General features: G+C 67.2%; 25 protein-coding genes and 1 tRNA gene. 13 read left to right on the top strand and 13 right to left on the bottom strand.

The window, feature by feature from the left end:
- Window positions 1-2 precede the first annotated feature (2 nt).
- The gene (gene petA, locus CSW62_RS21830) at window positions 3-554 is read right to left on the bottom strand and encodes a ubiquinol-cytochrome c reductase iron-sulfur subunit (protein ID WP_099581504.1); all 552 of its coding nucleotides are present in this window, start codon (window positions 552-554) and stop codon (window positions 3-5) included.
- A 205-nt stretch (window positions 555-759) separates the two neighbouring features.
- Here petA and CSW62_RS21835 point away from each other — a divergent pair, with 205 nt between their 5' ends.
- Window positions 760-1,221, top strand: coding sequence for a tRNA (cytidine(34)-2'-O)-methyltransferase (locus CSW62_RS21835; RefSeq protein ID WP_099582412.1), 462 nt, complete (start codon window positions 760-762; stop codon window positions 1,219-1,221).
- Here CSW62_RS21835 and CSW62_RS21840 read toward each other — a convergent pair.
- Window positions 1,218-1,640, bottom strand: a complete 423-nt coding sequence (locus CSW62_RS21840) for a hypothetical protein (protein WP_099581506.1) — start codon at window positions 1,638-1,640, stop codon at window positions 1,218-1,220. The genes CSW62_RS21835 and CSW62_RS21840 overlap by 4 nt on opposite strands.
- 91 nt (window positions 1,641-1,731) lie before the next feature.
- Window positions 1,732-2,457: a glycosyltransferase family 2 protein gene (locus CSW62_RS21845; RefSeq protein WP_099581508.1), complete on the bottom strand. Its 726-nt coding sequence runs from the start codon at window positions 2,455-2,457 to the stop codon at window positions 1,732-1,734.
- A 56-nt stretch (window positions 2,458-2,513) separates the two neighbouring features.
- Between CSW62_RS21845 and CSW62_RS21850 the strand changes: the two genes are divergently transcribed.
- From CSW62_RS21850 to CSW62_RS21860, 3 genes are read left to right on the top strand one after another with little or no spacing between them, the layout of a single operon-like run.
- The gene (locus CSW62_RS21850) at window positions 2,514-4,202 is read left to right on the top strand and encodes a glycosyltransferase family 39 protein (RefSeq protein WP_099581510.1); all 1,689 of its coding nucleotides are present in this window, start codon (window positions 2,514-2,516) and stop codon (window positions 4,200-4,202) included.
- Window positions 4,199-5,098 carry a hydroxymethylglutaryl-CoA lyase gene (locus tag CSW62_RS21855; protein ID WP_099581512.1) on the top strand — a complete coding sequence of 300 codons (900 nt, stop codon included), beginning with the start codon at window positions 4,199-4,201 and terminating at the stop codon, window positions 5,096-5,098. The genes CSW62_RS21850 and CSW62_RS21855 overlap by 4 nt, the downstream gene beginning before the upstream one ends.
- Window positions 5,095-5,460 (top strand): hypothetical protein, encoded by a 366-nt coding sequence (locus CSW62_RS21860; RefSeq protein WP_099581514.1) that lies wholly within the window; start codon window positions 5,095-5,097, stop codon window positions 5,458-5,460. The genes CSW62_RS21855 and CSW62_RS21860 overlap by 4 nt, the downstream gene beginning before the upstream one ends.
- A 13-nt stretch (window positions 5,461-5,473) precedes the next feature.
- Here the strand turns inward: CSW62_RS21860 and CSW62_RS21865 are convergent, their stop codons facing one another.
- From CSW62_RS21865 to cysS, 6 genes are read right to left on the bottom strand one after another with little or no spacing between them, the layout of a single operon-like run.
- Window positions 5,474-6,400, bottom strand: a complete 927-nt coding sequence (locus CSW62_RS21865; protein ID WP_099581516.1) for a glycosyltransferase family 2 protein — start codon at window positions 6,398-6,400, stop codon at window positions 5,474-5,476.
- Window positions 6,400-8,382: a threonine--tRNA ligase gene (gene thrS / locus CSW62_RS21870; protein WP_099581518.1), complete on the bottom strand. Its 1,983-nt coding sequence runs from the start codon at window positions 8,380-8,382 to the stop codon at window positions 6,400-6,402. Before thrS ends, CSW62_RS21865 begins: the two co-directional genes overlap by 1 nt.
- Entirely contained in the window at window positions 8,379-8,633 is a 255-nt protein-coding gene (yidD, locus tag CSW62_RS21875; protein ID WP_099581520.1) for a membrane protein insertion efficiency factor YidD, read from the bottom strand. Before yidD ends, thrS begins: the two co-directional genes overlap by 4 nt.
- A gap of 52 nt (window positions 8,634-8,685) precedes the next feature.
- Entirely contained in the window at window positions 8,686-9,147 is a 462-nt protein-coding gene (locus CSW62_RS21880; protein WP_099581522.1) for an iron-sulfur cluster assembly scaffold protein, read from the bottom strand.
- Between the two features lie 24 nt (window positions 9,148-9,171).
- Entirely contained in the window at window positions 9,172-9,633 is a 462-nt protein-coding gene (locus tag CSW62_RS21885; RefSeq protein ID WP_099581524.1) for an SRPBCC domain-containing protein, read from the bottom strand.
- 57 nt (window positions 9,634-9,690) lie between these two features.
- Window positions 9,691-11,082, bottom strand: a complete 1,392-nt coding sequence (gene cysS, locus CSW62_RS21890; protein ID WP_099581526.1) for a cysteine--tRNA ligase — start codon at window positions 11,080-11,082, stop codon at window positions 9,691-9,693.
- 198 nt (window positions 11,083-11,280) lie between these two features.
- On the opposite strand from cysS, the gene folE reads away from it, so the two are divergent.
- A complete protein-coding gene (folE, locus tag CSW62_RS21895) occupies window positions 11,281-11,934 on the top strand; it encodes a GTP cyclohydrolase I FolE (RefSeq protein WP_099581528.1) in 654 nt (217 codons plus the stop codon).
- Between the two features lie 135 nt (window positions 11,935-12,069).
- Here folE and CSW62_RS21900 read toward each other — a convergent pair whose 3' ends face one another.
- Window positions 12,070-12,954, bottom strand: coding sequence for a DUF817 domain-containing protein (locus tag CSW62_RS21900; protein ID WP_099581530.1), 885 nt, complete (start codon window positions 12,952-12,954; stop codon window positions 12,070-12,072).
- A gap of 64 nt (window positions 12,955-13,018) precedes the next feature.
- Between CSW62_RS21900 and hisI the strand changes: the two genes are divergently transcribed.
- Window positions 13,019-13,417 (top strand): phosphoribosyl-AMP cyclohydrolase, encoded by a 399-nt coding sequence (hisI, locus tag CSW62_RS21905; RefSeq protein ID WP_099581532.1) that lies wholly within the window; start codon window positions 13,019-13,021, stop codon window positions 13,415-13,417.
- Here hisI and CSW62_RS21910 read toward each other — a convergent pair.
- Window positions 13,375-14,406, bottom strand: a complete 1,032-nt coding sequence (locus tag CSW62_RS21910; RefSeq protein WP_099581534.1) for an acyltransferase — start codon at window positions 14,404-14,406, stop codon at window positions 13,375-13,377. The genes hisI and CSW62_RS21910 overlap by 43 nt on opposite strands.
- 59 nt (window positions 14,407-14,465) lie before the next feature.
- Between CSW62_RS21910 and CSW62_RS21915 the strand changes: the two genes are divergently transcribed.
- Window positions 14,466-15,092 (top strand): LysE family translocator, encoded by a 627-nt coding sequence (locus CSW62_RS21915; protein ID WP_099581535.1) that lies wholly within the window; start codon window positions 14,466-14,468, stop codon window positions 15,090-15,092.
- A gap of 134 nt (window positions 15,093-15,226) precedes the next feature.
- Here the strand turns inward: CSW62_RS21915 and CSW62_RS21920 are convergent, their stop codons facing one another.
- Both CSW62_RS21920 and CSW62_RS21925 read right to left on the bottom strand, forming a co-directional pair.
- Window positions 15,227-16,936 (bottom strand): alkaline phosphatase, encoded by a 1,710-nt coding sequence (locus CSW62_RS21920; RefSeq protein ID WP_099581537.1) that lies wholly within the window; start codon window positions 16,934-16,936, stop codon window positions 15,227-15,229.
- Between the two features lie 87 nt (window positions 16,937-17,023).
- Window positions 17,024-19,507: a TonB-dependent receptor gene (locus CSW62_RS21925; protein WP_099581539.1), complete on the bottom strand. Its 2,484-nt coding sequence runs from the start codon at window positions 19,505-19,507 to the stop codon at window positions 17,024-17,026.
- Window positions 19,508-19,588: 81 nt separating this feature from the next.
- Between CSW62_RS21925 and CSW62_RS21930 the strand changes: the two genes are divergently transcribed.
- The 6 genes from CSW62_RS21930 (at window position 19,589) to CSW62_RS21960 (ending at window position 24,939) form a co-directional block, all read left to right on the top strand.
- Complete coding sequence (locus CSW62_RS21930; RefSeq protein ID WP_369827516.1) at window positions 19,589-20,638, top strand: RluA family pseudouridine synthase; 1,050 nt, start codon at window positions 19,589-19,591, stop codon at window positions 20,636-20,638.
- 111 nt (window positions 20,639-20,749) lie between these two features.
- Window positions 20,750-21,439 carry a hypothetical protein gene (locus CSW62_RS21935; protein WP_099581543.1) on the top strand — a complete coding sequence of 230 codons (690 nt, stop codon included), beginning with the start codon at window positions 20,750-20,752 and terminating at the stop codon, window positions 21,437-21,439.
- A gap of 106 nt (window positions 21,440-21,545) precedes the next feature.
- Window positions 21,546-22,391: an MBL fold metallo-hydrolase gene (locus tag CSW62_RS21940; protein WP_199170737.1), complete on the top strand. Its 846-nt coding sequence runs from the start codon at window positions 21,546-21,548 to the stop codon at window positions 22,389-22,391.
- Between the two features lie 130 nt (window positions 22,392-22,521).
- The gene (locus tag CSW62_RS21945; RefSeq protein WP_099582413.1) at window positions 22,522-22,941 is read left to right on the top strand and encodes a PaaI family thioesterase; all 420 of its coding nucleotides are present in this window, start codon (window positions 22,522-22,524) and stop codon (window positions 22,939-22,941) included.
- A 216-nt stretch (window positions 22,942-23,157) separates the two neighbouring features.
- Window positions 23,158-23,247: transfer RNA gene (locus tag CSW62_RS21950), tRNA-Ser, on the top strand.
- A gap of 855 nt (window positions 23,248-24,102) precedes the next feature.
- Entirely contained in the window at window positions 24,103-24,939 is an 837-nt protein-coding gene (locus tag CSW62_RS21960) for a sulfotransferase (protein ID WP_199170671.1), read from the top strand.
- The last annotated feature ends 1 nt before the right edge of the window (window position 24,940 follow it).

Here is a 24,940-nt window from a genome sequence, read left to right on the forward strand (position 1 = left end):
GCTTAACCGATCTTGACCTTGGTGTCGGTGAGGAAGGCGTATTCCGGAACCACCAGGTTCAAGGGCGCGGGGCCCTTACGGATACGACCCGAGGTGTCATAGACCGAGCCGTGGCACGGGCAGAACCAGCCGCCGTATTCGCCACCGCCGAAGGTCGGCACGCAGCCCAGGTGGGTGCAGTTGCCGCCAACGATCAGCCAATTGGCCTTGCCCGGCTTGACGCGCGAGGCGTCCGTGGCCGGGTCCTTCATCGACGCTTGATCGTCAGCGACGGCCTTGGCGATCTCGGCCTTGGTGCGATTACGCACGAAGAGCGGCTTGCCGCGCCACTTGATGACGACCTGCTGGCCCTCGGCGACCTTGGTCAGGTCGAACTCGGTCGAGGCCAGGGCCCGCGTATCGGCGGACGGGTTCATCTGGTCGATGAACGGCCACACCAGGCTCGCTGCGCCGCCGGCCGCGGCCGCGATCGCGGCGATGTGAATGAAGTCGCGCCGGGAGGGATCGCTCCCGTGTTCCGGCTCGGTCGTTGCGCCCACGGCGGTGTCGGCCACCTACGTCACCCTCTAATTCCGCCGGTCCGCGAAAAGCGGTCCGACTTGGAGAAGCGCTTTGCAGCGCCATATCTTGCTCGACCCGCAAGCGGATCTCCGCCACAAGGCAGCGGTCGGATCGTCGTATCGGACGCGCGGACCGAGTCCGCAAGCCCTTTCGATTCCCGGCAAAGCCCCTGCTGCCCTTGTGGTTGGTTCGCTTATTATGCGTATCGCACTTTTTCAACCAGGCATTCCCCAAAACGTCGGGGCGGCCATCCGGCTGTCGGCCTGTTTCGGGGTCGGGCTGGACGTGATCGAGCCTTGTAGTTTTCCCTTGGATGACAAGAGCTTGAAGCGCGCGGCCCTCGATTATGGGCCGCTGACTCAGCTGATGCGCCACGACAGCTGGGAGGCTTTCCTTAAGGCGCCGGAGCGCGTTGACGGGCGCCTGCTGCTCTTCACGACCAAGGGCGCCACGCCCTTCCACAGGTTTTCGTTCGAACCCGGAGATACCCTGCTGTTCGGCAACGAGAGCCGCGGCGCGCCGGAAGAGGTCCACGCTGCGGCGGAAGGCCGCATCGTCATCCCTATCCGCGCCGAGACGCGCTCGATGAACCTGGCGACCACCGCGGCGATGGCCCTGGGCGAGGCGCTACGGCAGACGGGCGGGTTTCCGGGGAGCTAGTGATCCCCGAAGTCGACGTCGCGACGGGCGGCGACGATCGTCACGATGAAGCCGGCCAGGACGTCCAGCAGCACCATCAGGGTGATCAGGAAGAAGGTCGAGGTCGCGAAGGCCGGGGCGAGCAGGAACTCCACCAGGCACAGGATGAACAGCACCATCGACAGCGAGTGATTGATGATCGCGATCTTGCGGCTGGTGGTCGATTTCAGCAGCTCGACGAACAGCACCACCAGCGAGGCGGCCAGCAGCAGGTCGCCCAGGCTGACGCCCCACTCGGCGCGCGAGGTCATGTGGATGGTGAACAGCCGGTCGGTCATCCGGACACTGGCGTCCACGGCCTTGAAGCCGCCCGTCAGGGTCAGGGCGATCAGATTGTAGATGATGACCGGCAAGGCCAGCAGCGGAACCGCAGCGAACATCGAACTTCCCCCTACGGCGGATGCAAGCCGCCGTCTTGGTTAAGGCGTAGCCGGAATTTGGCCGGGGGTGAAGCGGCCTCGCCCGTGAAGCTTAAGCTTCGTCCACGCCCTGGGGATTGCGGGCCCGCGACTGCAACCACATCACGCCCAGCAGATCGGAGACCGAGGCCTTCAGCCGGCCGAAGTTCGTGTACTTCGACACGCCGGTCTCACGGTGACGGTGATTGACCGGCTGGAAGGTCACCTCGTAGCCCTCGCGCAGCATCAGGGCCGGGATATAGCGGTGGATGTGATCGAAGTACGGCAGGCGCAGGAAGGCCTCGCGGCGGAAGGCCTTCAGCCCGCAGCCGGTGTCGTTGGCAGTGTCCTTGAGCAGGCGCTTGCGCACCCCGTTGCCGAACTTGGAGGCGAAGCGCTTGGCGTTGCTGTCCTGGCGCTTGACCCGTTCGCCGCCAACCAGGGCCAGGGTCTGGGGACCCGCTTGCAGCGCCTTGGCCAGGCGCGGGGCGTCGGCGGGATCGTTCTGGCCGTCGCCGTCCAGGGTGACGATGATCGGGCCGCGCGCGGCCAGAATGCCGGTGCGCACGGCGCGGCTCTGGCCGGAATTCTTCTGGTGGCCCAGCACACGCAACTGCGGAATCTCGGCCTTCAGCGCGACCAGACGGGCCTTGGTGTCGTCACGGCTGGCGTCGTCGACGAAGATCATCTCGTAGTCTTCGCCGGCGAAGGCGGTCGCGATCTCGCGCGCAAGTTTTGGCGCGGCCTCGCCCTCGTCGAAGACGGGCACGACGATGGAAAAATCGGGGGTGGCGTTCATCGGCTTCTAATAGCGGAAAAATTTCCACACGAAAGGATCGTGCTAAAGCTGCGGCCATGACGCTTGAATCTCGCCTGGATGACTGGAGCCGCGGCTGGCGCGGCCCGCTGTTCGCCGCGCTTGTCGCTCTGATCGCCGGCCTGCCCGGCCTGTTCGCCATGCCACCGCTGGACCGGGACGAGTCGCGCTTCGCCCAGGCCACGTCCCAGATGCTGGAGACGGGCGACTACGTGGTCATCAAGTTCCAGGATCAGCCGCGCTTCAAGAAGCCGGTCGGCATCCACTGGCTGCAGGCGCTGAGCGTCAAGGCGTTCTCCGACGCCGAGGACCGCCGGATCTGGGCCTATCGGATCCCGTCCTTGCTGGGCGCGATGCTGGCGGCGGCGGCTTGCGCTTGGGGCGCGGCGGCGCTGTTCGATCCCCGGACGGGCCTGCTGGCCGGCTCGATCCTGGGGGCGACCTTCCTGTTGTCGTCCGAGGCCTTCATCGCCAAGACCGACGCGGCCCTGTGCGGAACAACCACCCTGGCCATGGCCGCCCTGGCGCGCGTCTATGCCGGCCACCTGACGGGCGAGAAGGCGGGGAAGCTGACCAAGCTGTTGTTCTGGTTGGGCCTCTCCGTCGCCGCCCTGATCAAGGGTCCGGTCGGCCTGCTGGTGGCGGTCTTCGCCCTCATAGGCCTGGCGATCTGGGACCGCAAGGCGGCCTGGATGAAGGACCTGGGCTGGACCTGGGGTCTGATCCTGTTCGCGGCCATCTGCCTGCCCTGGGCGATGATGATCACCGTGGCCACCGACGGCGCCTTCTGGGGCGCGGCCGTGGGCGGGGATCTGGCGCCCAAGCTGGCCGGCGGCCAGGAGGGCCACGCCGGCCCGTTCGGCTATCACGCCCTGCTGGCCCCGCTGCTGTCGTTCCCCGCCACCCTGCTGCTGCCGGCCGCTCTGGTCGTCGGCTGGACTCGGCGCAACGAGCCGGGCGTGCGCTTCGCCGTCTGCTGGCTGGTCCCGACCTGGCTGATGTTCGAGATCCTGCCGACCAAGCTGGTTCACTACGAACTGCCCGCCTATGGCGCCCTGGCCATGCTGATGGCCGCGGCCGTGCGCAAACCGCTGGGTAAGCTGGTCCGCTGGCTCGGCGGCGGGCTGTCGGTGCTGATGGGCGCCCTGCTGGCCGCCGTCGCCGTCTACGGCCAGACGCAGTTCGGCGATGGCGGCGATCTCGCCTGGACCGTCTTGGCCGCTGGCCTCGCCCTCGCCGCCGGGATCGCCGGCGCGGTGCTGCTCCTGCGCCGCCACTCGGCCCGCGCCCTCATTACGGCCGGGGTGCTGGGCATCGGCGCGCACATCGCCCTGACCGCCGGCCTGATCCCGCATCTGGAGCCGCTGTTCCTGTCCAAGGACGTCGCCGACGCCCTGGACCGCACCCGGCTTTCGCCCCGCTCGGGCGCGGCCGGCCCCGTGGCCGTCACCGGCTATGCCGAGCCCAGCCTGATCTTCCAGTTGGGCACGGCCACCGAACTGACCGACGGCGAGGGCGCGGCCCAGGCGATCATCGAAGGCCGCCCCGCCGTGGTCGAGGGGCGCGAGGAGAAGCCCTTCCGCGACACCCTGGCCGACCTGGGCCTGACCGCGCATCCGGTCGCCACGGTCGAGGGTTTGAACTATTCCGATGGCGACCAGGAACGCCTGACCATCTACCGCGGCGAGCCCCAGGCCCCCGCGCCCGAAGACGAGGTCCAGCCGTGAGCCGCTTCATCCAGATCGTCGAGGTCGGGCCGCGCGACGGCCTGCAGAACGAGAAGCTGTCCTTGTCGGTCGACGAGAAGCTGGACCTGATCCGCAAGCTGGAGGCCGCCGGCGCCAGGCGCACCGAGGTGGTGTCGTTCGTGAACCCGAACCGCGTGCCGCAGATGGCGGGCGCGGAAGAGATCATGGCCGCGCTGCCGGCCGATCTGGAGCACTCGCGGATCGGCCTGGTGCTGAACATGCGCGGCTGGGAGCGCTGCGTCGCCGCCCAGTGCGACGAGGCCAATGTCGTGGTGTGCGCCTCGGACGGCTTCGGTCGGGCGAACCAGGGCGCGACGGTGCGCCAGCAGATCGATACGCTGGCCGCCATCGCCGAGCGCCAGGCGGTCGAGGGCGGCCCGCCGATCACCGCCACCATCTCGGTGGCCTTCGGCTGTCCGTTCGACGGCGAGATCTCCGAAGACCAGGTCGTGGCCATCGTCCGCGAGGCCGCCGCCCTGGGCGTGCCCGAGATCGCCATCGCCGACACCATCGGCGTCGCCGATCCCTGGACCGTCCGCAAGCGCATCGAGGCCGCCCGCGCCGCCGCGCCGGGCACGCGCCTGCGCATGCACTTCCACGACACCCGCAACACGGGCCTGGCCAACGCCTATGCCAGCGTCGAGGCCGGGGTCGACGTGCTGGACGCCTCGGTCGGCGGCCTGGGCGGCTGTCCGTTCGCGCCGAACGCCACCGGCAATATCGGCACCGAGGATCTGGTCTACATGCTGGAACGGGCCGGCTTCGAGACGGGTTACGATCTGGCGGCCCTGATCGAGATCGGCCGCGAGATCAGCGCCAAGCTGGGCAAGGCCCCCGCCTCGTCCCTGGCCCGCGCCGGAGGCTTCCCCGCATGATCCGCTTCGCCGCCCTGCTGACCCTTGGCCTCGCCGCCTGCGCCGCCGCACCCGTCGACAGCGGCGTCACCGCCCGCTGCGACGTGACCATCAAGTTCGGCAGCTATGGCATGGGGATCGATCAGCCGCTGGCCGCGACGGTCGCCGACATGGTCAGGACCGACCCCGACATCGCCCGCTCGGAGCGCAAGCCCTGGGGCCGCGAAGGCGAGTTCGACCAGTGCCTGACGGTGAAGCCGGGGCGCAATGTGAAGGCGATCTACGAGCGGTACCGCGCGCTGCTGCCGGCGAAGAACCTGAAGGCCCCGACCTCGATCGAGGGGCCGGATGGGGTCAGGTTCGAAACGATCGGGCCGATGTGACGGCGAAGAGCGCCTAAATCGGCCGTCCGGTCAGCTTCCACAGCAACGGCCGGCACACGCTCATCAGCATGATGGCCGGGGCCAGCAGCACCGCCGCCGCGAACAGTTGCAGGCTGTCAGCGCGCTTGATGAAGTAGCGGGTCAAGCCGACGCCCTTGTGGAACTCGACCTTCAGCGGGTGTTCCTGGCTGGTGTGGCCCAGATGGATGACCTTGGCGTCCGGCTGGAACAGCACCTGTCCGCCAGCCCGACGGGCGCGCCAGCACAGGTCGATGTCCTCGACGTGCAGGAAATACCCCTCGTCGAAGCCGCTGAGCACCTCGAAGTCGCCTCGGCGCATGGCGAAGCAGGCGCCCGAGATGGTCGGCATCGGCGCGGGACCGCGCGGCAGCGGCTCGTTCTCGCGATGGATCTCGAAACTGGCCAGCTGAGGGTGGCGACGCGTGAACTGGCCGAAGGTCAGCACGGTGGTCATCGGGGTGACCTCGCCGCGGCGACCGCCACGCTGCTCGGTCCCGTCGACATTGAGCACGCGCGCCCCGACCACGGTCGGGGTCGGCTGGCCCTTGAAGGCGGTGACCAGCGCCGCCACGCAGCCCGGCTGCAGGTTGGCGTCGGGATTGAGGAAGACGATGTATTCACCGCCCGCCGTGCTGGCGCCCAGATTGGCGCCACGGGCGAAGCCGATATTGCCGTGGCCCTGCTTGAGCACGACGCGCGGCTCGGTCAGGGCCAGCGATCGCAGCATGTCCTCGTCGCGAGAGTCCGAGCCGTTGTCGACGATGATGAATTCGTCGACCAGCGGTTCGGCCAGGACATGTTTGATACTCTGCGCCAGCGCCTCTCCCGTCCGGTAGACGACCATGACGACGGACACGTGCGGACGAGCCGGACGCGCACCCGCGGCAAGGGTCGAGATGGACGGGAGAATGCTGTTCATCAGGCGGTCGCGGCCTCCGGAGCGGGTTTGGCCACGCCCTGATTGCGGGCGATATCGGGCGGCGTAGCGTCGGCCTTCAGGACGCGGAGGGCTTCCTCAAGCGACAGGATGTTCTGACCTTCACCGCCGAGGCGACGAAGGGCCAGTTGACCCGTCTCAGCTTCCTTACGACCCACCACCGCGATCACAGGCACCTTGGCGAGGCTGTGCTCGCGAATCTTGTAGTTAATTTTCTCATTACGCAGATCCACTTCCGCGCGCATCCCCAAGCTCGTCAATTTTTCGACGACCTCACGGGCGTAATCATCGGCGTCGGACGTGATCGTGGCCACGACAACCTGAGTCGGCGCCAGCCAGACAGGCAGGGCGCCCGCGAAGTTTTCCAACAGGATGCCGATGAAACGCTCGAAGGACCCCAAGATCGCCCGGTGAAGCATCACAGGACGCTTCTTGGAACCATCCTCCGAAACGTACTCAGCGTCCAATCGTTCCGGCAAAACAAAATCGAGTTGCAGCGTGCCGCACTGCCAGACGCGACCAATGGCATCCTTCAGCGAGAACTCAAGCTTCGGGCCATAGAAGGCGCCTTCACCTGGCTGCAGCACCAAGGTCTCGCCCGCTGCTTCAGCGGCGGCGGACAGAGCGGCCTCGGCCTTGTCCCAGACCTCGTCCGATCCTGCGCGCAGTTCAGGACGCGTGGAGAACTTGGTGTCGGCAAGCGTCATCCCGAGGTCGTTATAGACCGAGCGCAACAATTCGATGAAGCGGGCGCTTTCTTCCGTGACCTGCTCTTCTCGGCAGAAGATGTGGGCGTCGTCCTGGGTGAAGGCGCGCACCCGCATGATGCCGTGCATGGCGCCCGAGGGCTCGTAGCGGTGGCAGGCGCCGAACTCGGCCATGCGCAGCGGCAGCTCGCGATAGCTCTTCTGGCCAACGTTGAAGATCTGGATGTGGCCGGGGCAGTTCATCGGCTTGACCGCCAGGATCTCGCCCTCGGCGCTCTCGCACATGAACATGGCGTGGCCGAACTTCTCGGCGTGGCCCGACTTCTCCCACAGGCTCTTGTCGAGGATCTGCGGCGTCTTCACTTCCTTGTAGCCGGCCGCGTCCAGGCGACGGCGCATGTAGTCCTCGAGCACGCGGTACAGGGCCCAGCCCTTGGCGTGCCAGAACACCATGCCCTTGCCCTCTTCCTGGATGTGGAAGAGGTCCATCGTCTTGCCCAGCTTGCGGTGATCGCGACGCTCGGCTTCCTCGATGCGCTTCAGATAGGCTTCCAGGTCGGCTTCCGAGGCCCAGCTGGTGCCGTAGATGCGCTGCAGCTGGGCGTTGTTCTGGTCGCCACGCCAGTAGGCGCCGGCCAGCTTGGTCAGCTTGAAGGCCTTGCCGACCGCCTTGGTCGAGGGAAGGTGAGGCCCGCGGCACAGATCCTTCCACTTCTCGCCCTGGTGATAGACCGTGATCGTGTCGCTGACCGGCAGGTCGCGGATGATCTGGGCCTTGTAGCTTTCGCCCATGGCCTCGAAGTCGGCGATGGCGGCGTCGCGATCGACCTCTTCGCGGCGGATCTTCTCGTCGCGATCGACGATCTGACGCATCCGCTCCTCGATCTTCGGCAGATCTTCCAGGCTGAACGGCTCGTCACGCGCGAAGTCGTAATAGAAGCCGTCCTCGACGTTCGGACCGATCGTGACCTGGGTGCCGGGGAACAGCTCCTGCACCGCCTCGGCCAGGACGTGGGCCGTGTCGTGACGGATGACCTCCAGGGCGTCCGGCGACTCGCGCGTGATGATCTCGAACTTGCGGTCGCCGGCCAGCAGGTCGGCCGTCAGCGGACGGTCGAGGTCCAGCAGCACGCCGTCCAGCTTGATCAGCAGCGCCTTCTTCTCGAGGGACTTGGAGATGGCGGCGGCGACGTCGCGCCCCGTCGAGCCATCAGGGTACTGACGGGCCGAGCCATCGGGGAAAACCAGATCGATCATTCTTCACATATCCACTTGCGTGGCTGGTGTCGCGGCGGCGGCGGGTCGTACCCAGATCCACCTAACGGATTGCATCGGCAAATCCGTCGCAACGCCAACCAGGAACCCTTGAGCGGGCCATGATCCTTGAGGGCGGCCGCCGCGTACTCCGAACAACTCGGCGCGAAGCGGCACTGACGCCCTATCAGAGGCGAGAGCGTCAACTTGTAGGCGCGAAGGCCAAGGTCGACGGTGCGGTCGTAGAAGGTCATGCCGGCGCGCGACTTTATTGCAATGCGGTTACACACTCCCCGGAGGGAGGGATCAAGCCGCGCCGGCGGTGCTAGTTCGCGTTTCGGAGACAGCTGTGGCCTTACGGACAGCCTCCACCGTCGCTTCAAACGCCAAAAGCGTCGAGGCATGACGGGCGGGATAGTCCTTGACCGGCTCCAGCACGGCGAGCTCCGCAAACCGGCCCGCAGGGTGCGGACCGTTCGTCTTAAGCATAGCGGCAAGAGAGTCGCGCGCCAACTCGATGTCGGAAAGTTCCGCGCCGATGACATGGGCGCCCAGGATCGCGGCGGCGGCCTGGCCCAGGGCGCAGGCCGAAACCTCCTGGGCGTAGTCGACGACCCTGCCGTCCTTCACGACCACGTCGACGACGATGCGGCTGCCGCACAGCTTGGCGTGCTTCTCGCTGCTGGCGTCGGGCGCGGACAGGCGTCCGGCTCGCGGCATGTTGGCCACGAGCGTCAGGATCCTGGCGCTGTAGAGGTCGTCGATCATCCCAAACCTTCGATAAGGGCTGGCCTAAGATGGGGTCTTCTGGCGCTCGGACCAGATAGCCTCGGCGCGGTCGCGCACGGCCTCGCCCATCTCCGTGAAGGCGGCGCGCAGCTGGCGACGCTCCTCGCGCGAGACGAACCGCAGCAGCAAGCCCATGAACAACTCGCCGTTGGAGAAGGTCGCGTTCTGGGGACCCATGCTCTCGATCTCGAGATAACGGATGGCCGTCACGAAGCCGCCCATCCGGCTGGAGCGCCAGTGCAGTTGCTCATAGGGCACCCAGTCCTGGACGATCGGCGCGATGACCTTGGCGGGCTGGCCCGGCAGGTGCTGCTCCAGCGTCAGGGTCGTGCCGATCTTCATCTGCCCCTCGGCCTTGCGGTAGAGGGGGTTCCAGTGATGCCAGGTCTCGAAGTCGGACACGACTTCCCAGACGATCTCGGCGGGGGCCTGGACGCCCAGGCGATGTTCGACGGCGCGCTTCATGACGCGGGACTTACCACTACGGCGCGCGGACGCTCAACTTGGCTCATAGGACGACGCTCAGTCCTTCATGCGCCAGGTCGCGCCCGACGGGCCGTCCATGACCACCACGCCCAGGGCGTCGATCTCGGCGCGGATGGCGTCGGCGGCGGCCCAGTCCTTGGCGGCGCGAGCGGCCAGGCGCTTGGCCAGCAGATCCTCGACCTGGGCCTTCAGCTCGTCGGACGCATCGCCCTCGAACCAGCTGTCCGGATCGGCCTGCAGGAAGCCCAGCAGGGCGCCGGCCTCGATCAGGCGGGCCTTGTTGGCGGCGATGGCGACCGTGTCGCCGGCCGTCACGGCCCGTTCGATGGCGCTGGAGACCTCGAAGAAGCTCGACACCGCCAGCGGCGTGTTGAGGTCGTCCATCAGGGCGGCGACCACCTCTTCCGGAGCCTCCATGGCCTGATCCAGCGGCACGTCCTTGGCGCGGCGCAGGGCGCCGTACAGGCGGTCCAGCGACTTCTTGGACTGCTCCAGAAGCTCCGGCGTCCAGTCCAGCGGCTGGCGATAGTGGGCCGACAGCAGCGCCCAGCGGATCACCTCGCCCGGGACGTTCTTCAGCAGCTCGTGCGGGATGACGACATTGCCCAGGCTCTTGGACATCTTCTCGCCGGCCATGTCGAGGAAGCCGTTGTGCATCCAGTAGTTGGCCAGGACCGGCGTGCCGTGGGCGCAACGGCTCTGGGCGACCTCGTTCTCGTGGTGCGGGAAGGTCAGGTCGATGCCGCCGGCATGGATGTCGATGGTGTCGCCCAGCGTCTTCTCGATCATCGCCGAGCATTCTATGTGCCAGCCCGGACGACCCGCGCCCCAGGGGCTTTCCCACTCGGGCTCGTTTTCCTTCGAAGGCTTCCACAGCACGAAGTCGGCCGGGTGGCGCTTGTACGGCGCGACCTCGACGCGGGCCCCGGCGATCATGTCGTCGAGATCCCGGCCCGACAGCTGGCCGTAGTCGGCGAAGCTTTGGGTGTCGAACAGCACGTGGCCTTCGGCGGCGTAGGCGCTGCCGTTGTCGACCAGCTTGCCGATCATATCGACGATCGCGGCGATATGGTCGGTGGCGCGCGGCTCGAGATTGGGCCGCAGCGCGCCCAGGGCGTCGGCGTCCTGGTGATAGGCGGCGAGGTAGCGCTCGGTGATCACCGAGATGTCGACGCCTTCCTCGGCGGCCTTCTTGTTGATCTTGTCGTCCACGTCCGTGACGTTGCGGGCATAGGCCACCGCATCCTCGCCATAGAGACTGCGCAGGACGCGATACAGCACGTCGAACACCACGACGGGCCGGAAATTGCCGATGTGGGCGTGGTTCCAGACCGTCGGACCGCACACGTACATCGTCACCCGCTTGGGATCGGCGGGAACGAAGTCGCGCTTCTCGCGCGCCAGGGTGTCGTGGATCTTCAGGGTCATTGGGTCGCAGCAACCTAACGTAACGGAGGTGTTGCCCCCGAAAGGGGCCGGCCCCATATATCGTCCTGATACGGTAAGGGCCATGTCGCGATGCGTCTAAATCGCTCCCTGCGCCGTATATGAAACGGGTGGCACGCGTAATTCCGGAGCGAGAGGCGCTTCGGCGCAACTCAGCCCGTGGAAAGACCTCTGAAAAACATGGACGCCTTGTCCCGCGAGCGAACCCTGATCGGCGCCCCCTTCTCTGAAAATGGGGACACCGGTCTTGATCTTGAACCCGGTCAACGCCCCACCCGAGACGAGGCCATGGCCGCCGTCCGGACCCTGCTGGCCTGGGCCGGCGACAATCCGGACCGTGAAGGCCTGCTCGACACGCCCCAGCGTGTGGTCGACGCTTATGGCGAATGGTTCGCCGGCTATCAGGGCGATCCGGCCAAGGAGCTGTCGCGCACCTTCGAGGACGTCCAGGGCTATGACGACATGGTCATGCTGCGGGGCATCGACGTGCAGAGCCACTGCGAGCACCACATGGCGCCGTTCCTGGGCAAGGCCTGGGTGGCGTACATGCCGACCGGCAAGGTCGTCGGCCTCTCCAAGCTGGCGCGCCTGGTCGAGATCTTCGCCAAGCGTCTGCAGACCCAAGAAACCATGACCATGCAGGTCGCCGACGCCATCGAGGACCATCTCTCGGCCGCCGGCGTCGCCGTGCTGATCGACGCCGAGCACCAGTGCATGTCGACGCGCGGCGTCCACCACCACGACGTCTCGACCATCACCACCCAGTTCCGCGGCGTGTTCAAGACCGACAAGGTCCTGCAGCAGCGGTTCATGGATTTGGTGACGCGGAAGTAAGCGGTCGATCCTCCCCCGTATCACGGGGGAGGTGGCCCAGAGGGCCGGAGGGGGCCGGCACGGCCGAGCTCCAGCTTGCCCCCTCCGTCGGCTCCGCCGACACCTCCCCCGCAACGCGGGGGAGGATCTTGTCCCCTAAGCCGCCCGCCAGATTCCCTCGCGCAGCCGCGCCACGCAGGCGTCGACCGGCCGGTGGACCAGCGTCACCAGCACGAAGCTGATCAGCATCAGAAGATACCAGGCGCCTATCTTCTCGATCGGCACCAGATGCCAGCCCTTGGCCTGGCTGGGATAGATCCAGGCTCCGGCGAAGGTGCCGAGGTTCTCGGCGAACCAGATGAACAGCGAGACCAGCACCGCGCCCATCAGCATCGGCATGCGGCGCGCGGTCTGATCGGGCGTGAACACGAACCACGTCCGCCCGAACAGGATCGCCGAGAGGGCGAACAGGCCCATCCGGAAATCGACGATGTAGTGGTGACTGAAAAAGTTGGCGTAGATCAGCACCGCCAGGATGTGGGTGCTCCAGAACGGCGGATAGCGCACGAAGGTGATGTCGAACAGCCGCCAGATCCGGGCGATGTAGCTGCCGACGCAGGCGTACATGAACCCCGTGAACAGCGGCACGCCGCCGATCCGCAAAAGGCTGGGCTCGGGATAGATCCACGAGCCGTGGGCGGTCTTGAACAGCTCCATGAGCGTGCCGACGGCATGGAACATGAAGATGACCATCGCCTCTTCCCAGCGCTCCAGCTTCAGGGCCAGCAGCATCGCCTGGATGGCGACGGCGGCGATGACCAGGAAGTCGTAACGCGCCAGCGGCGCGCCGGCCGGCCAGAACAGGTGGGTGCCGACCAGCAGGGCCAGCATCAGGCCGCCGAACAGGCAGGCCCAGGCCTGCTTCAGCCCGAACAGCAGGAACTCGTAGGCATAGCCGTTCCAGCGCGACTGGCGCGCCCACGGCCTGGCCCTCTCGTCCAGCGCCGCCACGCCGGCCTTGATGCGGTCTTTGAGGTTCATCTCTTCCCCGTGAGATCGGCGCGGAAGCTAGCGCAGGCTCAAGCCCTGCGCCATATGTGGCGCCATGAGCACCGACCTGTTCCCCCAAGCCTACAGTAAGCACGACCTGGAGCGCGGCTCGGCCCTCGCCCCGCGCTTCAACGCCGACGGCCTGGTCGTCGCCGTGGCCCAGCATGCCGACTCCGGCGAGATCCTGATGCTGGCCTGGATGAACGCCGAAGCCCTCAAGCTGACGGTCGAGACCAACATCGCTCACTACTTCAGCCGCTCGCGCAACGAACTCTGGAAAAAGGGCGAGACCAGCGGCCAGCTGCAGGACGTGGTCGAGTTGCGGGTCGACTGCGACCAGGACGCGGTGCTGCTGAAGGTGCGTCCGCGTGGCGACGGCGGCGCCTGCCACGTCGGCTTCCGCTCGTGCTTCTATCGCGTGCTGGAAGACGGCGCGCTGGTCGAGAAGCCCTGAGGCTTTCGACGTAGTAGCCGCGCGGCCCAGGGCTCGAACCAGCGGTGCGCGGCCCAGGACGCGCCCAGCGCCAACGGGATCGCCAGGCCGTTCAACTTCCAATGCGCCAGGCCCATCACGATCGGGATGTGCAGGGCGTAGAGCGCGTAGGACATCCCCGCCAAGCCATTCAGCGGCGGCCTTAACGCCCGGCCCACCTCCGCCCGCGCCGCCGAGGCGACCAGCAGTGGGAAGACGACCAGGGCGGCGACCAGATCGAACACCGCCCGCCCGGCCGCCGGGACCGGCGGCGACAGCGCCAGCACCACCGCCGCCAGGATCGCCAGGATCGGCGCAGCCGGGATCTTCAGCCGTCCCTCGCCCATCAGCCTCGCCAGCAGCACGCCGGCGAAGAAGCCGTAGATCACGCGCGGCGCGCCGGCCCACCAGTTGAAACCATAGGGACCCAACGAGCCCGTGCCGTAGGTCAGGGTCAGCGCCACGTGCGCGACGCCGCCGACGACGACCAGCGCCGCCAGCCATCGGGTCGTCAGCCACGGGGCGACCACCGCATAGACCAGGTTGGCCGCCAGCTCCCACATCAGCGACCACTGCGGGCCGTTCAGCGGGAAGACGTCGCGACCGCCGTTGAACGGGATAAAGGTCAGGCCCAGGACCATCAGCAGCAGGGTCGTCCCCGGGTCCGCGCCCTGGGCCAGCCAGATCCCCGCGCCGAGCAGCAGGCCCAGCAGCGCCATCGGGTAGAGGCGCTTCAGCCGCTTGAGCATGAAGCCCGCGCCCTCGCCGGCGGCCAGGCCCGCGTCATACGCCCGCGCCAGCACGAAGCCGCTGATCACGAAGAACAGGTCGACCGCCAGATAGCCGTGGCCCAGCACCTCGTAGGGCCCGATCGCTCGAGGAAAGGACAGGCCGCGCGCGTGGAAAGCCAGCACCAGCAGGGCGGCGAGGCCCCGCAGGGCGTCCAGGCCGGGGATGCGGCTTGCGGTCATGATCGCATGACGCCATGGATTGGTTGAGAAACCCGGAAAGGCCCGCCCAGGACACCCCGATGACCACGCCCGAGGCGCTTGTCGCCTTCACCCTGGCCGCCGGCCTGCTGACCCTGACCCCGGGCCTGGACACCGCCCTGGTGATCCGCACCGCCGCCGCCGAGGGGCCGCGCCGCGCGACGGGGGCGGCGATCGGGATCGGCCTGGGCTGCCTGATCTGGGGCGCGGCCGCCTCGTTCGGGGTCGGGGCGCTGCTGACGGCGTCCGAGCTGGCCTACACGGTGCTGAAGTGGACGGGCGCGGCCTACCTGGCCTGGACCGGGATCCGCATGATCCTCAAGCCCCGCGACGCCTTCGAGCCCGGCGAGATGAAGGCCATCGACGCCAGCCCGATCGCGGCCCTGCGGCGGGGCCTGCTGACCAACCTGCTCAATCCCAAGGTCGGGATCTTCTACGTGTCGTTCCTGCCCCAGTTCATCCCGGCCGGCGCCGATCCGGCCCGGTTCGGCCTGCTGCTGACCAGCATCCACGTGGTTGAAGGCCTGCTGTGGTTCGCCGCCCTGATCGCCGCGACGGTGCCGATCGCCGGCCTGCTGCGCGTGCCGGTCGTGGTGCGCTGGCTCGACCGGGTGACAGGCTGCGTGTTCGTGGCGTTCGGCCTGCGGCTGGCGCTGGAGCGGCGGTAGGCAATTGCTCCTCCCCCTTCATGGGGGAGGTGTCGGCGAAGCCGGCGGAGGGGGCAGCGCAGGCGCCCTGCGGCGTCGGACCCCATCCACCACTTCGTGGTCCCCCTTCCCCATAGAGGGGAAGGAGAAGCCGTCTACGCTTCCTTCAGCGCCTCGACCCCGCCGCCGCTGGCCGGCGTCACGACGAAGCGCTTCAACACGCTGGTCGTATAGTCGGTCTTGTGAATGGTCGAGACCTGCATCAGCTCGCCCGTCGCCTTGCCGTGCTCCAGGGTCAGCAGCAGGAAGCCCTTGGCGCTGGGGTGAGCGTACTTCACTTCCTTGTTGCGCTGAACGAAGGCCTCGCCCAACGGCACGCCGGGCAGGATGTCGCCATAGCCGGGCGAGGTCACCGAGGTCGCGCCGAACTCGGCCGCCACACGGGTCTTGCCGGCGTCGTCCCACAGCTCGTTGACCCAGAACATGTGGCTGTCGCCGGCCAGCACGATCGGCCGGGCCTTGGCGGCGGTGAAGATGTCGTAGACCCGCTGGCGGTCGGCCGGATAGCCGTCCCAAGCGTCGAGGTTCGAGGGAATGTCGTAGGCCGACATGTCCACGGTCTGGGCCACGCGCTTGGCCGCGTACTCCGGCAGCTTGGCCAGCAGGCCGGCGAACTGGGCTTCGCCCATGGTGGCCTTCAGGTTCGGCGGCGCGACGCGGGCCATGACCACCTGGTTGCCCAGCACCTGCCACGCCGTGCCGGCCTTGGCCGAGGCCCCGACCTGGTCGGCCAACCATTGTTCCTGGCCGTCGCCCATCATCCGGTGCGCGGGGTCTTTCCACTTCTTGACGAAGCCCGCGACGTCCGGCTTGCCGTCGACGATCGCCATGTCGGTGTCGTAGTCCAGCTCGTGCGTGCGGGCGGTCAGCCGCGTCTCGACCATCAGCAGGCTGGCGACGTCGCCGAACTGGAAGCCGCGCCAGGCGGCCTCCGGCAGGGTCCCGGCTTCGCGGATCGGCATCCACTCGTAATAGGCCTTCAGCGCCGCGGCCTTGCGGGTCGCCCAGTCGCCTTCGGTCTTGGGATCGTGGTTCTCGGCCCCGCCGATCCAGCTGTCATTGGCGGTCTCGTGGTCGTCCCAGACGACGATCCAGGGCGCGCGCGCGTGGGCGGCCTGGGCGGCAGGGTCGGTCTTGTACTGGGCGTGGCGGCGGCGATAGTCGTCCAGCGTCACGATCTCATGCACCGGATCGGGCGTGCGCGAGGCGGCCACCGGCGAGTTCATGCCGTAGTCCTTAGGGTCGCCGCCGTACTCGTAGATGTAGTCGCCCAGGTGCACGACCGCGTCGACGCGCTTCAGCTTGGCGATGGCGTCGTAGGCGTTGAAATAGCCGTTCGGATAGAGGCTGCACGACACCACCGCCAGGACGACGTCCTTGGTCGCGCCCTTGGGCAGGGTCTTGGCGCGGCCGACCGGCGAGGTCACCGCGCCCCCTTCCTGGTTTGGCACCTTGAAGCGGTACCAGTACTCGGTCCCGGGCTTGAGGCCGTCGCCGTCCAGGTCGTGCTTGACCGTCCAGTCGCGGCTGGCGCGGGCGCGCAGGCCCTTGCTGCTGGTGACCGGGGTCTTGAAGTCCGGATCGGCCGCGACTTCCAGGTCCAGACGGATGTCGCCAGTGGTCGCGCCCTTGGGCGTGACGCGGGTCCAGAACACTACGGCGCTAGTCGTGGGATCGCCGCTGGCCACCCCATGCTCAAAGGCCACAGGGCCCTTGTAGTCGTTGATGGACTGGGCGGCGGCCTCGCCAGCGGCGGCGCCCGACAGGCCCAGAAGGCCCAGAACCTTACGGCGATCGATCTTCATGGCGCGGCTCTCCGGCGAGCGTACGAAACAACGGAAATAGCCCGCCGACATCCCGCGACGTGTTCGCGGGATGTCGGGTTGAGGAGGTTAGTGACGGAACGTGACGCCCACGCCCATGAAGCGCGGCTTGCCGGCGATGAAGGTCGGGATGCCGAAGCTGTCGCCGGTATTGCCCGCGTCCTTCAGGTACTTCTCGTCGCCGAGGTTCTCGACGAAGGCCTCGACCTTCCAGCGATCGTCCACGGCGCCGAAGCCGACGCGCACGTTCAGCAGGCCGTAGGCGTTCTGGTACTCGTCGACCTGGGTGTCGGGGAACAGGCCCGCCGACTGCAGGTCCGAGCGGTCGTTGTCATCGTCGAAGAACATCTTCGAGCGCCAGGTGTAGGTCGGGGTGAAGGTCAGCTTGCCGCCCAGGGCTTCGTGGCTGAACGCCGCGCCGACCGAGAAGGTGCTGTCCGGCGACAGGCGGAAGTGGTTGCCCTCGCGCAGGCCGGTCTTCAGGCGGGCGTGGTTGTAGCCGTAGGTCGCGAACAGGGTCCAGTAGTCGTCGGCCTGGACGCGGGCCTCGCCCTCGAAGCCGTAGGCCTTGGCCTTGCCGGCGTTCAGGGTCACGACCTGCGCGCCCTGGCGGAAGCTGGTGGCGAAGTTGTCGTAGTCGTAGTGGAACACCGCGCCCGACAGGAACACGCGACCGCCGGCCAGCTTGGCCTTGGCGCCGCCTTCGACGCTGTTGACCTCTTCGGCGTCAACGACGCTGAAGCGCGCCGGACCCAGCGGCGTGGCGGGCGCGCTGGTCGAGATCACGTCCGGGCGACGGCCGCGGGCGTAGGAGGCGTAGAAGCTCAGGTCTTCCGAAGCGGCGTAGCGACCGACCAGGCGCCAGGTCAGGCCGCTGTCGCTGATCTTCTTGCTGAAGCGGTCCCCGTTGTTCGCCGTCGGCTGGGTGATCAGGCCGACCATCGGCAGGGCCGGGTTGTTCACCGCGTTCGGCTGGGCGGCCAGGAACAGGTTGGTCGCGGTCGGGGCGGCCAGCAGGATGCCCAGGATCGAGCGGCCGTTGTCGACGCTCGAGGCATAGGCGGCCTCGCGGTCTTCGCTGGTGTAGCGGATGCCGGCCGTGATCTCGAACTTGTCGGTCAGCTTGAACGTGCCGTCGGCATAGACGTCGTACGCGGTGTTCTCGCTGTAGTTGGCGAAGGTCTCGCGGTGGATCGGCTTCAGGTTCGAGACGATGCCCGGCGCGATCGACGACGGAATGCCGAAGCCCAGCTGCAGCACCTGCGCCAGATAGGCCGGGTTGGTCAGCACGGCCAGCGGCTGCGGGTTCGGACGGCTGATGCCCAGCGGCGTGTTGCCGGCCAGCAGGGCGAGCACGAGCCGCTCGTCGAACTGGCCCGGGATGCGCCAAGAGCCGGTCTCGTGGAAGTAGTTGCCGCCGACGAAGCCCGAGAACCGGCCGCCATTGTCATAGCGCAGGCGCAGCTCCTGGCTCTGCTGACGGCCCTTGGCGTCCTCGGCGAAGGTCAGGATCGGCAGGCTCGTACCGTCCGGATCGAACACTTCGGTGGAGTGGAAGGCGCGCGTGGCGGTGATCGACGACAGGGTCAGGCTGTCGCTGAGCTTGTACTCGGCCAGGGCGGTCAGGCCGTAGACCTTGCGGTCCAGGCCCAGCGGCTTGCCGCCTTCGAAGCCGGCGCCCGGCGACAGGGTCGCGGCGGAGGCCACGCCGGTATCGCCCAGCACGGCGCCCGTGACCGGGTTGGTCGGGTTGAAGGTGTGGCTCTTGAACGAGGTGCCGCTGGTGTCGTCGACCTGATAGTTGCCGATCAGGTCGAGCTTCAGATTGCCCGGCTCCAGGTGGTAGGCGAGGCGCACGGCCTTGCTGTCGGTCGAGTTGAAGGCGTCGCCGCCGGCCGCGTCGTCGACATAGCCGTCGATCTGGCGGGTGCGGGCCGCGATGCGCAGCGCACTGCCGTCGCCGAACGCGAAATTGACCATGGCGTCGCCGGTGAAGTAGCCGCCGGTGCCGCCCTCGGCCTTCAGAGCCCAGTCGTTCTTGGCCGGGTTGGCCTTGTTCTGCACCAGGTTCACCGCCCCGATCAGGGCGCCGCGGCCGAACAGGGTCGACTGCGGACCCTTGGCGACCTCGACGCGCTCCATGTCGAACAGCTCGACATACGAGCCGCGCGAGCGCGAGATCGACACGCCGTCCTGATAGATCGAGACCCGCGCCTCGTCGGCGGACGAGCCGGAGTCGGAGGTGATGCCGCGCATCACGAAGCCGGAATTGTTGTTAGACTGGTTCTGCACCAGGAAGCCGGGCGTGAAGGCCGACAGCTCCTCGAACGACTTGACGCCGATGGCTTCCAGGAACTTGCCCGAATAGGCGGTGACGGCGATCGGCACCTCGACCGGGTCCTGGGCGCGCTTCTGGGCGGTGATGACCAGTTCGCCCAGTTGCGTGGTCTGATCGTTGTTGGTCGGCGTCTCGTCCGCGGCCATGGCGGGAACGGCGACGGCCAGGGCCAGGAGGCTGGCGGTCAACAGCGTGGTGGTGCGGAAAGCGTGCATCGATTATCCCCTCGGCGCCATACTAGACCTGGGCCGTAGGCATGGGCCATGTCGGCTACGCGACGAGTGCGTGACGGAGCGATGAAACCCCCCGTGGGAGGCCGTGTGGATAGAGTCGAAGACCCGCTGGATGACGACGCCCTGGACGCCGATGCTCCGGAAGCGGGCGCCGGCGAGCGCCTCACCGCCGAGCTGCCCGACAGCCTGGCCGGCCAGCGGCTGGACAAGGTGCTGGCCCCACTGTTCCCCGACCTCTCCCGCGCCCGGCTGCAAGCCCTGATCGGCGAGGGCCGCCTCAGCCTCGATGGCCAGCCTATTACCGACGCTTCGCGCAAGGCCAAGGCCGGGACCTATGTCCTGTCCGTCCCGCCGCCGACTCCGGCCGATCCCGAACCGCAGGCCCTGCCGCTCTCCATCCTCTACGAGGACGAGCACCTGATCGTGGTCGACAAGGCCGCCGGCATGGCCGTGCACCCGGCGCCCGGCACGCCGAACGGCACCCTCGTCAACGCCCTGCTGCACCACTGCGGCGCCAGCCTGTCGGGCATCGGCGGCGTGGCGCGGCCGGGCATCGTTCACCGCCTGGACAAGGATACCTCCGGCGTCATGGTGGCGGCCAAGAGCGACGTGGCGCACCAGGGCCTGTCAAAGCTGTTCGCCACCCATGACATCGACCGGCTCTACGTCGCCCTGACGCGGGGCGCGCCGTCGCCGGCCCACGGCACGATCGACACGCAGCTTGGCCGCTCGCTCAGCGACCGCAAGAAGATGGCGGTGCTGAAGTCCGGCGGCCGCCAGGCGATCACCCACTATCGCGTCGAGGCTTCATTTGGGCCGCTGGAGCGGCCGCTGGCCGCTCGCGTGGAATGCCGCCTGGAGACCGGCCGCACCCACCAGATCCGCGTCCACATGGCCAGCAAGGGCTCGCCGTGCCTGGGCGACCCCGTCTACGGCGCCAGCCAGGCGGCGGGGCCGGTGCGCGAGCAGGTGGCGGCCGCGGGCCTGAAGCGCCAGGCTTTGCACGCGGCGGTGCTGGGCTTCGTCCATCCCGTAACGGGCCTGACCCTGCGCTTCGAGACCCCCCTGCCCCCGGACATGGCGGCGCTGCAGGCGGGACTGGAAACGCTCTGAACCCGGCCCATATTCGCAAGGCGGGTTAAACTTGCGCTGCGGCAACAAAAGCGCCCTAATTGCGCTGGCTTGCCTGTCTAGTTTGTCAGTCTGGTCATGTTGGAGCGTCCCATGCGGCATCATCTCGCGATTATCGCCCTGACCGCCGCAAGCATGAGCGCCTCGGCGCTCGCTGGCCCCGCCTTTGCCAGCGACGATGACGAGGTCATCGCGACCGCTCAGGCCAAGCCCTCGGCCCAGGCCCTGACGGCGACGGCTCCGGCAGCTCCGACGCCCATCGCGCCCGTCAAGCAGCTGACCACCCAGGAACAGATCGCCGCGTTCATCGCCGCCAATCCCGGTCCCGAGATCGACGACGGTCCGCGCGGCCTGCTGCCCGCCGACCGCGACGAGAACGGCAAGCGCAAGGTCCATGGCGAGATGGGCGTGTCGGTCGGAACCGGCGGCTATCGCAGCGTTTACGCCTCGGGCCTGTTCCCGGTCGGCGAGAACACCACGGTCGGCGTCGCCGTCTCCAAGACCGACTTCGGCAAGCGTGGCGGCGGCTGGTACGACCCCTACTACGGCGGCGGCTATGGCGCCGGTTACGGTGGCGGCTACGGCCCCGGCTATGGCCGCACGCGCGGCGGCGAGAGCCAGTCGGTCGCCCTGTCGATCATGGCAGGCAACCGCCGCGGCGGCTCCGACACCCCCGACGGATGCGCGCCCGGCTTCCGCGATGGGGGCCGTTACGTCGAACCCCTATGGGTCGAAGGCATGCGCGACGGAAGCCATCCCTGCGCCGCCGCCGACAGGCGCTAAGCCGTCCAGCGCCAAACAGCCTGAAAACCGTCGAAAGCCTCAGCGCTGTTCGCGGATGTTTAACGGCTTGGCCCTCATGGTGCCGGCCTCGGGCGTCTAGGGCTTGTTGATGCAGCCGGAAATCACCGCATACCGCCATCCCGCAACTGGGACGGTGACTTATCTGATCGTCGATCCGGCCACCTTTCTCTGCGCCATCGTCGACCCCGTGCTGGATTTCGATCCGGCCAGCGAAGCCGTGGACACCAGCTTCATCGACAAGATCATCGCCGACATCCGCGCCAAGGATCTGGGTCCGACCTGGATCCTCGAGACCGGCCTGCACGCCGGCCACGTGTCCGCCGCCGGCCACCTGAAATACGAGACCGGCGCCTCGGTCTGCATCGGCGCCAAGGTGGTCGAGAGCCTCAAGCGCCTGGCCCCCAAGTTCGGCGAGACCATGGTCGACCTGGACGGTTGGGACTTCGACAAGCTGGCCAAGGACGGCGAGCCCCTGCCGATGGGCGGGCTGCAGATTTCCACGATCGCCGTGACCGGCCGCCTACCCGGCGCCGTAGCCTACAAGCTAGGCGACGTCCTGTTCACCGGCGACCTCTTGCTGGCCCCCGCCGAGGGCGCTGGCCGCTGCGACGTCCCTGGCGCCGACCCCGGCAAGGCCTGGGACGACGCCCGCAAGTTCCTCAAGCTGCCGCCGCAGACCCGCATCCTGCCCGGCGTCTGCGCCGGCGAGACGTGCGAGTCGACCGTGGCCGAGGAAAAGGCCGCCAACATCCAGCTGAACGACAAGATCGACCGGCTGGACTTCATCGCCCTGCGCACCGCCGCCGACGCCATCCTGCCCGACCCGGTGCTGGCCTCGGCCGCCCTGCGCGTGGCCATACGCTCGGGCAAGCTGCCGTCCGAACCGGACAGCGGCCCGCGCTTCCCTGTGGTGGACATCACCCGGCTCTAGCGCGGACGACTGGGGCTCGCGCTCGCGTCAGACGCCGGCTCGCGCGAGATCATTTCTTTTCGAAACGGACTTGCACGCCAACTTGCGCCACGGATATGGTTCGCACGCGAAACATATGGAGCATGCCGTCATGACCGAGGATTTCAGCGCCGCCCTGACCACCGGCCAGACCGGCTTTCTGCCCGACCTCCTGGGCCTGCAGTGGCAGATGGCCGTACCGGGCCACGTCAAGGGCCGCTTCGACGTCGACAAGCGCCACATGGCCCCGAACGGCTTCCTCCACGCGGCCAGCGTGATCGCCCTGGCAGACTCGGCGTGCGGCTATGGCTGCGTGATCTCGCTGCCCGAGGGCGGGGCCAGCTTCACCACCATCGAGCTGAAGTCGAACTTCCTGGGCACCGCCCGCGACGGCGGCGTGGCGGTCGAGGCCAGACTGGTCCACGGCGGCAAGACGACCCAGGTCTGGGACGCCGTTGTAACCGTCGAGGCCACCGGAAAAACCATCGCCCTTTTCCGCTGCACTCAGATGATTCTGCGACCCAAAGGCTGAAAGCCCGTCCACGTAGGATCTCCCATCCGAAACGGACAAACAGGCTCTCTTTCAAGCGTTTGGAGCATGGTGGTCGCCAAAACCGGCGCCCCCTTTCGGCCGCCATGCTCCAGGCGGAAAAAAGCTGGGAAGAAGGGCTTGCGTCCCGGCGGCGACGCCGCTAGGTATCGCGCCCTCGACCTCGGGCGGTTCAAAAACCGCTCGGAACGGCGGCCTGGAGAGGTGGCAGAGTGGTCGAATGTACCGCACTCGAAATGCGGCGTGCCTGGAAGGGCACCGTGGGTTCGAATCCCACCCTCTCCGCCACCACCCTCTATAAATAATAGCCTTTTCAACCGCCTACGGGCGGAAGCGGCAAACTACACGCGCCGGTTTGCCAACGGCCCGCTCCCCAGAGCTTCTTTGCCCCTCCCAAATCTATTTCAAGCGGGCTATCGCCGCAGAGGCCATGGCGACTTGGTCGAAGGCTTTGGCGTACCGCTCGACCTCCTTGAGGCCCTGGCGCCCGGTGATCGACATGATCTGATGCCGAGGTACATCCCGCCTCAGCGAGACGCCTAGCAGCCGCCTTGCGGAGACCATGGGGGTTAGGCCTGGGGGAAGACCCTCCTCCGCTACACGGTCAACAAACCAACCCGTAAAACCAGCTGGGCTGAATGGCCTTCCTAACTGTGTCATGAGGTAGGTCAGTTGCTCACTAGGCATGGCATCCCACGCCCGCTTGAGCTTGGGATGGAGCGGGATGATTAGCGTCTTGCCGGTCTTCTGCTGTCGAACGGAAATCTGATCGCCAGCACGGTGCTGACGCCCCATACGAACGACATCTGACCGACGCTGCCCGGTGTACAGGAGTAGGCCCGCCGCTCGCTCATCTCGTAAGTCGACAGCAGATAGGCCCCCGCCTCCCGCTCGCGTCGGATCCCGGTGATCTGCTCTTCCGTGAACCGTGATCGCTTCATTCGTCCGTCCCTGTCCTAGGGCGGACCCTAATTATTTCTGGAGGAGTTTCAGGGGGTCGCGTCAACCAGCACGCGCTTGGATATTTCACCCTCAGGTAGGTCTTGCCTGTAGAGCTCATACCGGGCATTGTGCCAAAATGCTCATTTTCCAGGCACAAGTTGTACGGTTCTCGTCGGCGTGCTGTCTATTTACCGGTAGCTGATGACTATGCCGCGTTATCACTTCATTTCGGGCCTTCCGCGATCGGGCTCCACCCTGCTCGCTGCGCTTTTGCGCCAGAACCCAGCGATCAGCGCGGGGATTTCCAGTCCGCTGGGGGCGCTCTTCCACGCCACTCGAAACGCGATGGGCGCGTGGAACGAGACTTCCAGCCTGTTGACGGATGCCCATCGGGAACGCGTTTTGCGTGGGCTTTTCGAGTCTTACTACGCTGATCAGCCGGATAAGCGTCTGATCGTCGACACGAACCGGGCCTGGTGCGCCAGACTACCCGCCATCAAGCGGATGTTTCCCGAGGCCAAGGTGATCTGCTGCGTACGCAGCGTCGCCTGGGTCATGGACAGCATCGAGCGGCTGACCCGCGAGCATCCGTTCACCGAGAGCAAGCTCTTCAACAACGACTCCGAGCGCGCGACCGTGTTCACGCGGGTCGAAGCGCTAGCGCAACATGATCGCCTGGTGGGATTTCCCTGGGCCGCGCTGAAGGAGGCCGTCTACGGAGAGCATGCCGAAAGCCTGCTGCTCGTAGACTTTGACCTGCTGACCTCTGCGCCGGACAAGGTCATGGACCTCGTCTACGACTTTCTAGGCGAGCCGCGCTTCGCGCACAGCTTCACCGACATCGTGTTCGACGAGCCGGCCTTCGATCAGCAGTTGGGGCTGCCAGGTCTTCACAAGGTCCATTCGAAGGTCGCGCCCATCCGGCGCGCGACCCTGCTGCCGCCCGATCTTTTCGACCGCCTCGACGCCATGTCGTTCTGGCGGGAGTTGAAGGGCAGTCGCGCCAATCTCATAGCGGCGACTCCTGTCGCCGCCTGAA

Source organism: Caulobacter sp. FWC2 (assembly GCF_002742625.1).
Lineage (GTDB): Bacteria > Pseudomonadota > Alphaproteobacteria > Caulobacterales > Caulobacteraceae > Caulobacter.

Coding starts and splice junctions, on each gene's coding strand:
- CSW62_RS21915 (WP_099581535.1), top strand. CDS start 14,466: ATGACCACGCCCGAGGCGCTTGTCGCCTTCACCCTGGCCGCCGGCCTG.
- CSW62_RS21925 (WP_099581539.1), bottom strand. CDS start 19,507: ATGCACGCTTTCCGCACCACCACGCTGTTGACCGCCAGCCTCCTGGCC.
- CSW62_RS21935 (WP_099581543.1), top strand. CDS start 20,750: ATGCGGCATCATCTCGCGATTATCGCCCTGACCGCCGCAAGCATGAGC.
- CSW62_RS21850 (WP_099581510.1), top strand. CDS start 2,514: ATGACGCTTGAATCTCGCCTGGATGACTGGAGCCGCGGCTGGCGCGGC.
- hisI (WP_099581532.1), top strand. CDS start 13,019: ATGAGCACCGACCTGTTCCCCCAAGCCTACAGTAAGCACGACCTGGAG.
- CSW62_RS21930 (WP_369827516.1), top strand. CDS start 19,589: ATGAAACCCCCCGTGGGAGGCCGTGTGGATAGAGTCGAAGACCCGCTG.
- CSW62_RS21900 (WP_099581530.1), bottom strand. CDS start 12,954: ATGAACCTCAAAGACCGCATCAAGGCCGGCGTGGCGGCGCTGGACGAG.
- cysS (WP_099581526.1), bottom strand. CDS start 11,082: ATGACCCTGAAGATCCACGACACCCTGGCGCGCGAGAAGCGCGACTTC.
- CSW62_RS21885 (WP_099581524.1), bottom strand. CDS start 9,633: ATGAAGCGCGCCGTCGAACATCGCCTGGGCGTCCAGGCCCCCGCCGAG.
- folE (WP_099581528.1), top strand. CDS start 11,281: ATGGACGCCTTGTCCCGCGAGCGAACCCTGATCGGCGCCCCCTTCTCT.
- CSW62_RS21845 (WP_099581508.1), bottom strand. CDS start 2,457: ATGAACGCCACCCCCGATTTTTCCATCGTCGTGCCCGTCTTCGACGAG.
- yidD (WP_099581520.1), bottom strand. CDS start 8,633: ATGACCTTCTACGACCGCACCGTCGACCTTGGCCTTCGCGCCTACAAG.
- CSW62_RS21910 (WP_099581534.1), bottom strand. CDS start 14,406: ATGACCGCAAGCCGCATCCCCGGCCTGGACGCCCTGCGGGGCCTCGCC.
- CSW62_RS21860 (WP_099581514.1), top strand. CDS start 5,095: ATGATCCGCTTCGCCGCCCTGCTGACCCTTGGCCTCGCCGCCTGCGCC.
- CSW62_RS21880 (WP_099581522.1), bottom strand. CDS start 9,147: ATGATCGACGACCTCTACAGCGCCAGGATCCTGACGCTCGTGGCCAAC.
- CSW62_RS21960 (WP_199170671.1), top strand. CDS start 24,103: ATGACTATGCCGCGTTATCACTTCATTTCGGGCCTTCCGCGATCGGGC.
- CSW62_RS21945 (WP_099582413.1), top strand. CDS start 22,522: ATGACCGAGGATTTCAGCGCCGCCCTGACCACCGGCCAGACCGGCTTT.
- CSW62_RS21835 (WP_099582412.1), top strand. CDS start 760: ATGCGTATCGCACTTTTTCAACCAGGCATTCCCCAAAACGTCGGGGCG.
- thrS (WP_099581518.1), bottom strand. CDS start 8,382: ATGATCGATCTGGTTTTCCCCGATGGCTCGGCCCGTCAGTACCCTGAT.
- CSW62_RS21865 (WP_099581516.1), bottom strand. CDS start 6,400: ATGAACAGCATTCTCCCGTCCATCTCGACCCTTGCCGCGGGTGCGCGT.
- CSW62_RS21840 (WP_099581506.1), bottom strand. CDS start 1,640: ATGTTCGCTGCGGTTCCGCTGCTGGCCTTGCCGGTCATCATCTACAAT.
- CSW62_RS21920 (WP_099581537.1), bottom strand. CDS start 16,936: ATGAAGATCGATCGCCGTAAGGTTCTGGGCCTTCTGGGCCTGTCGGGC.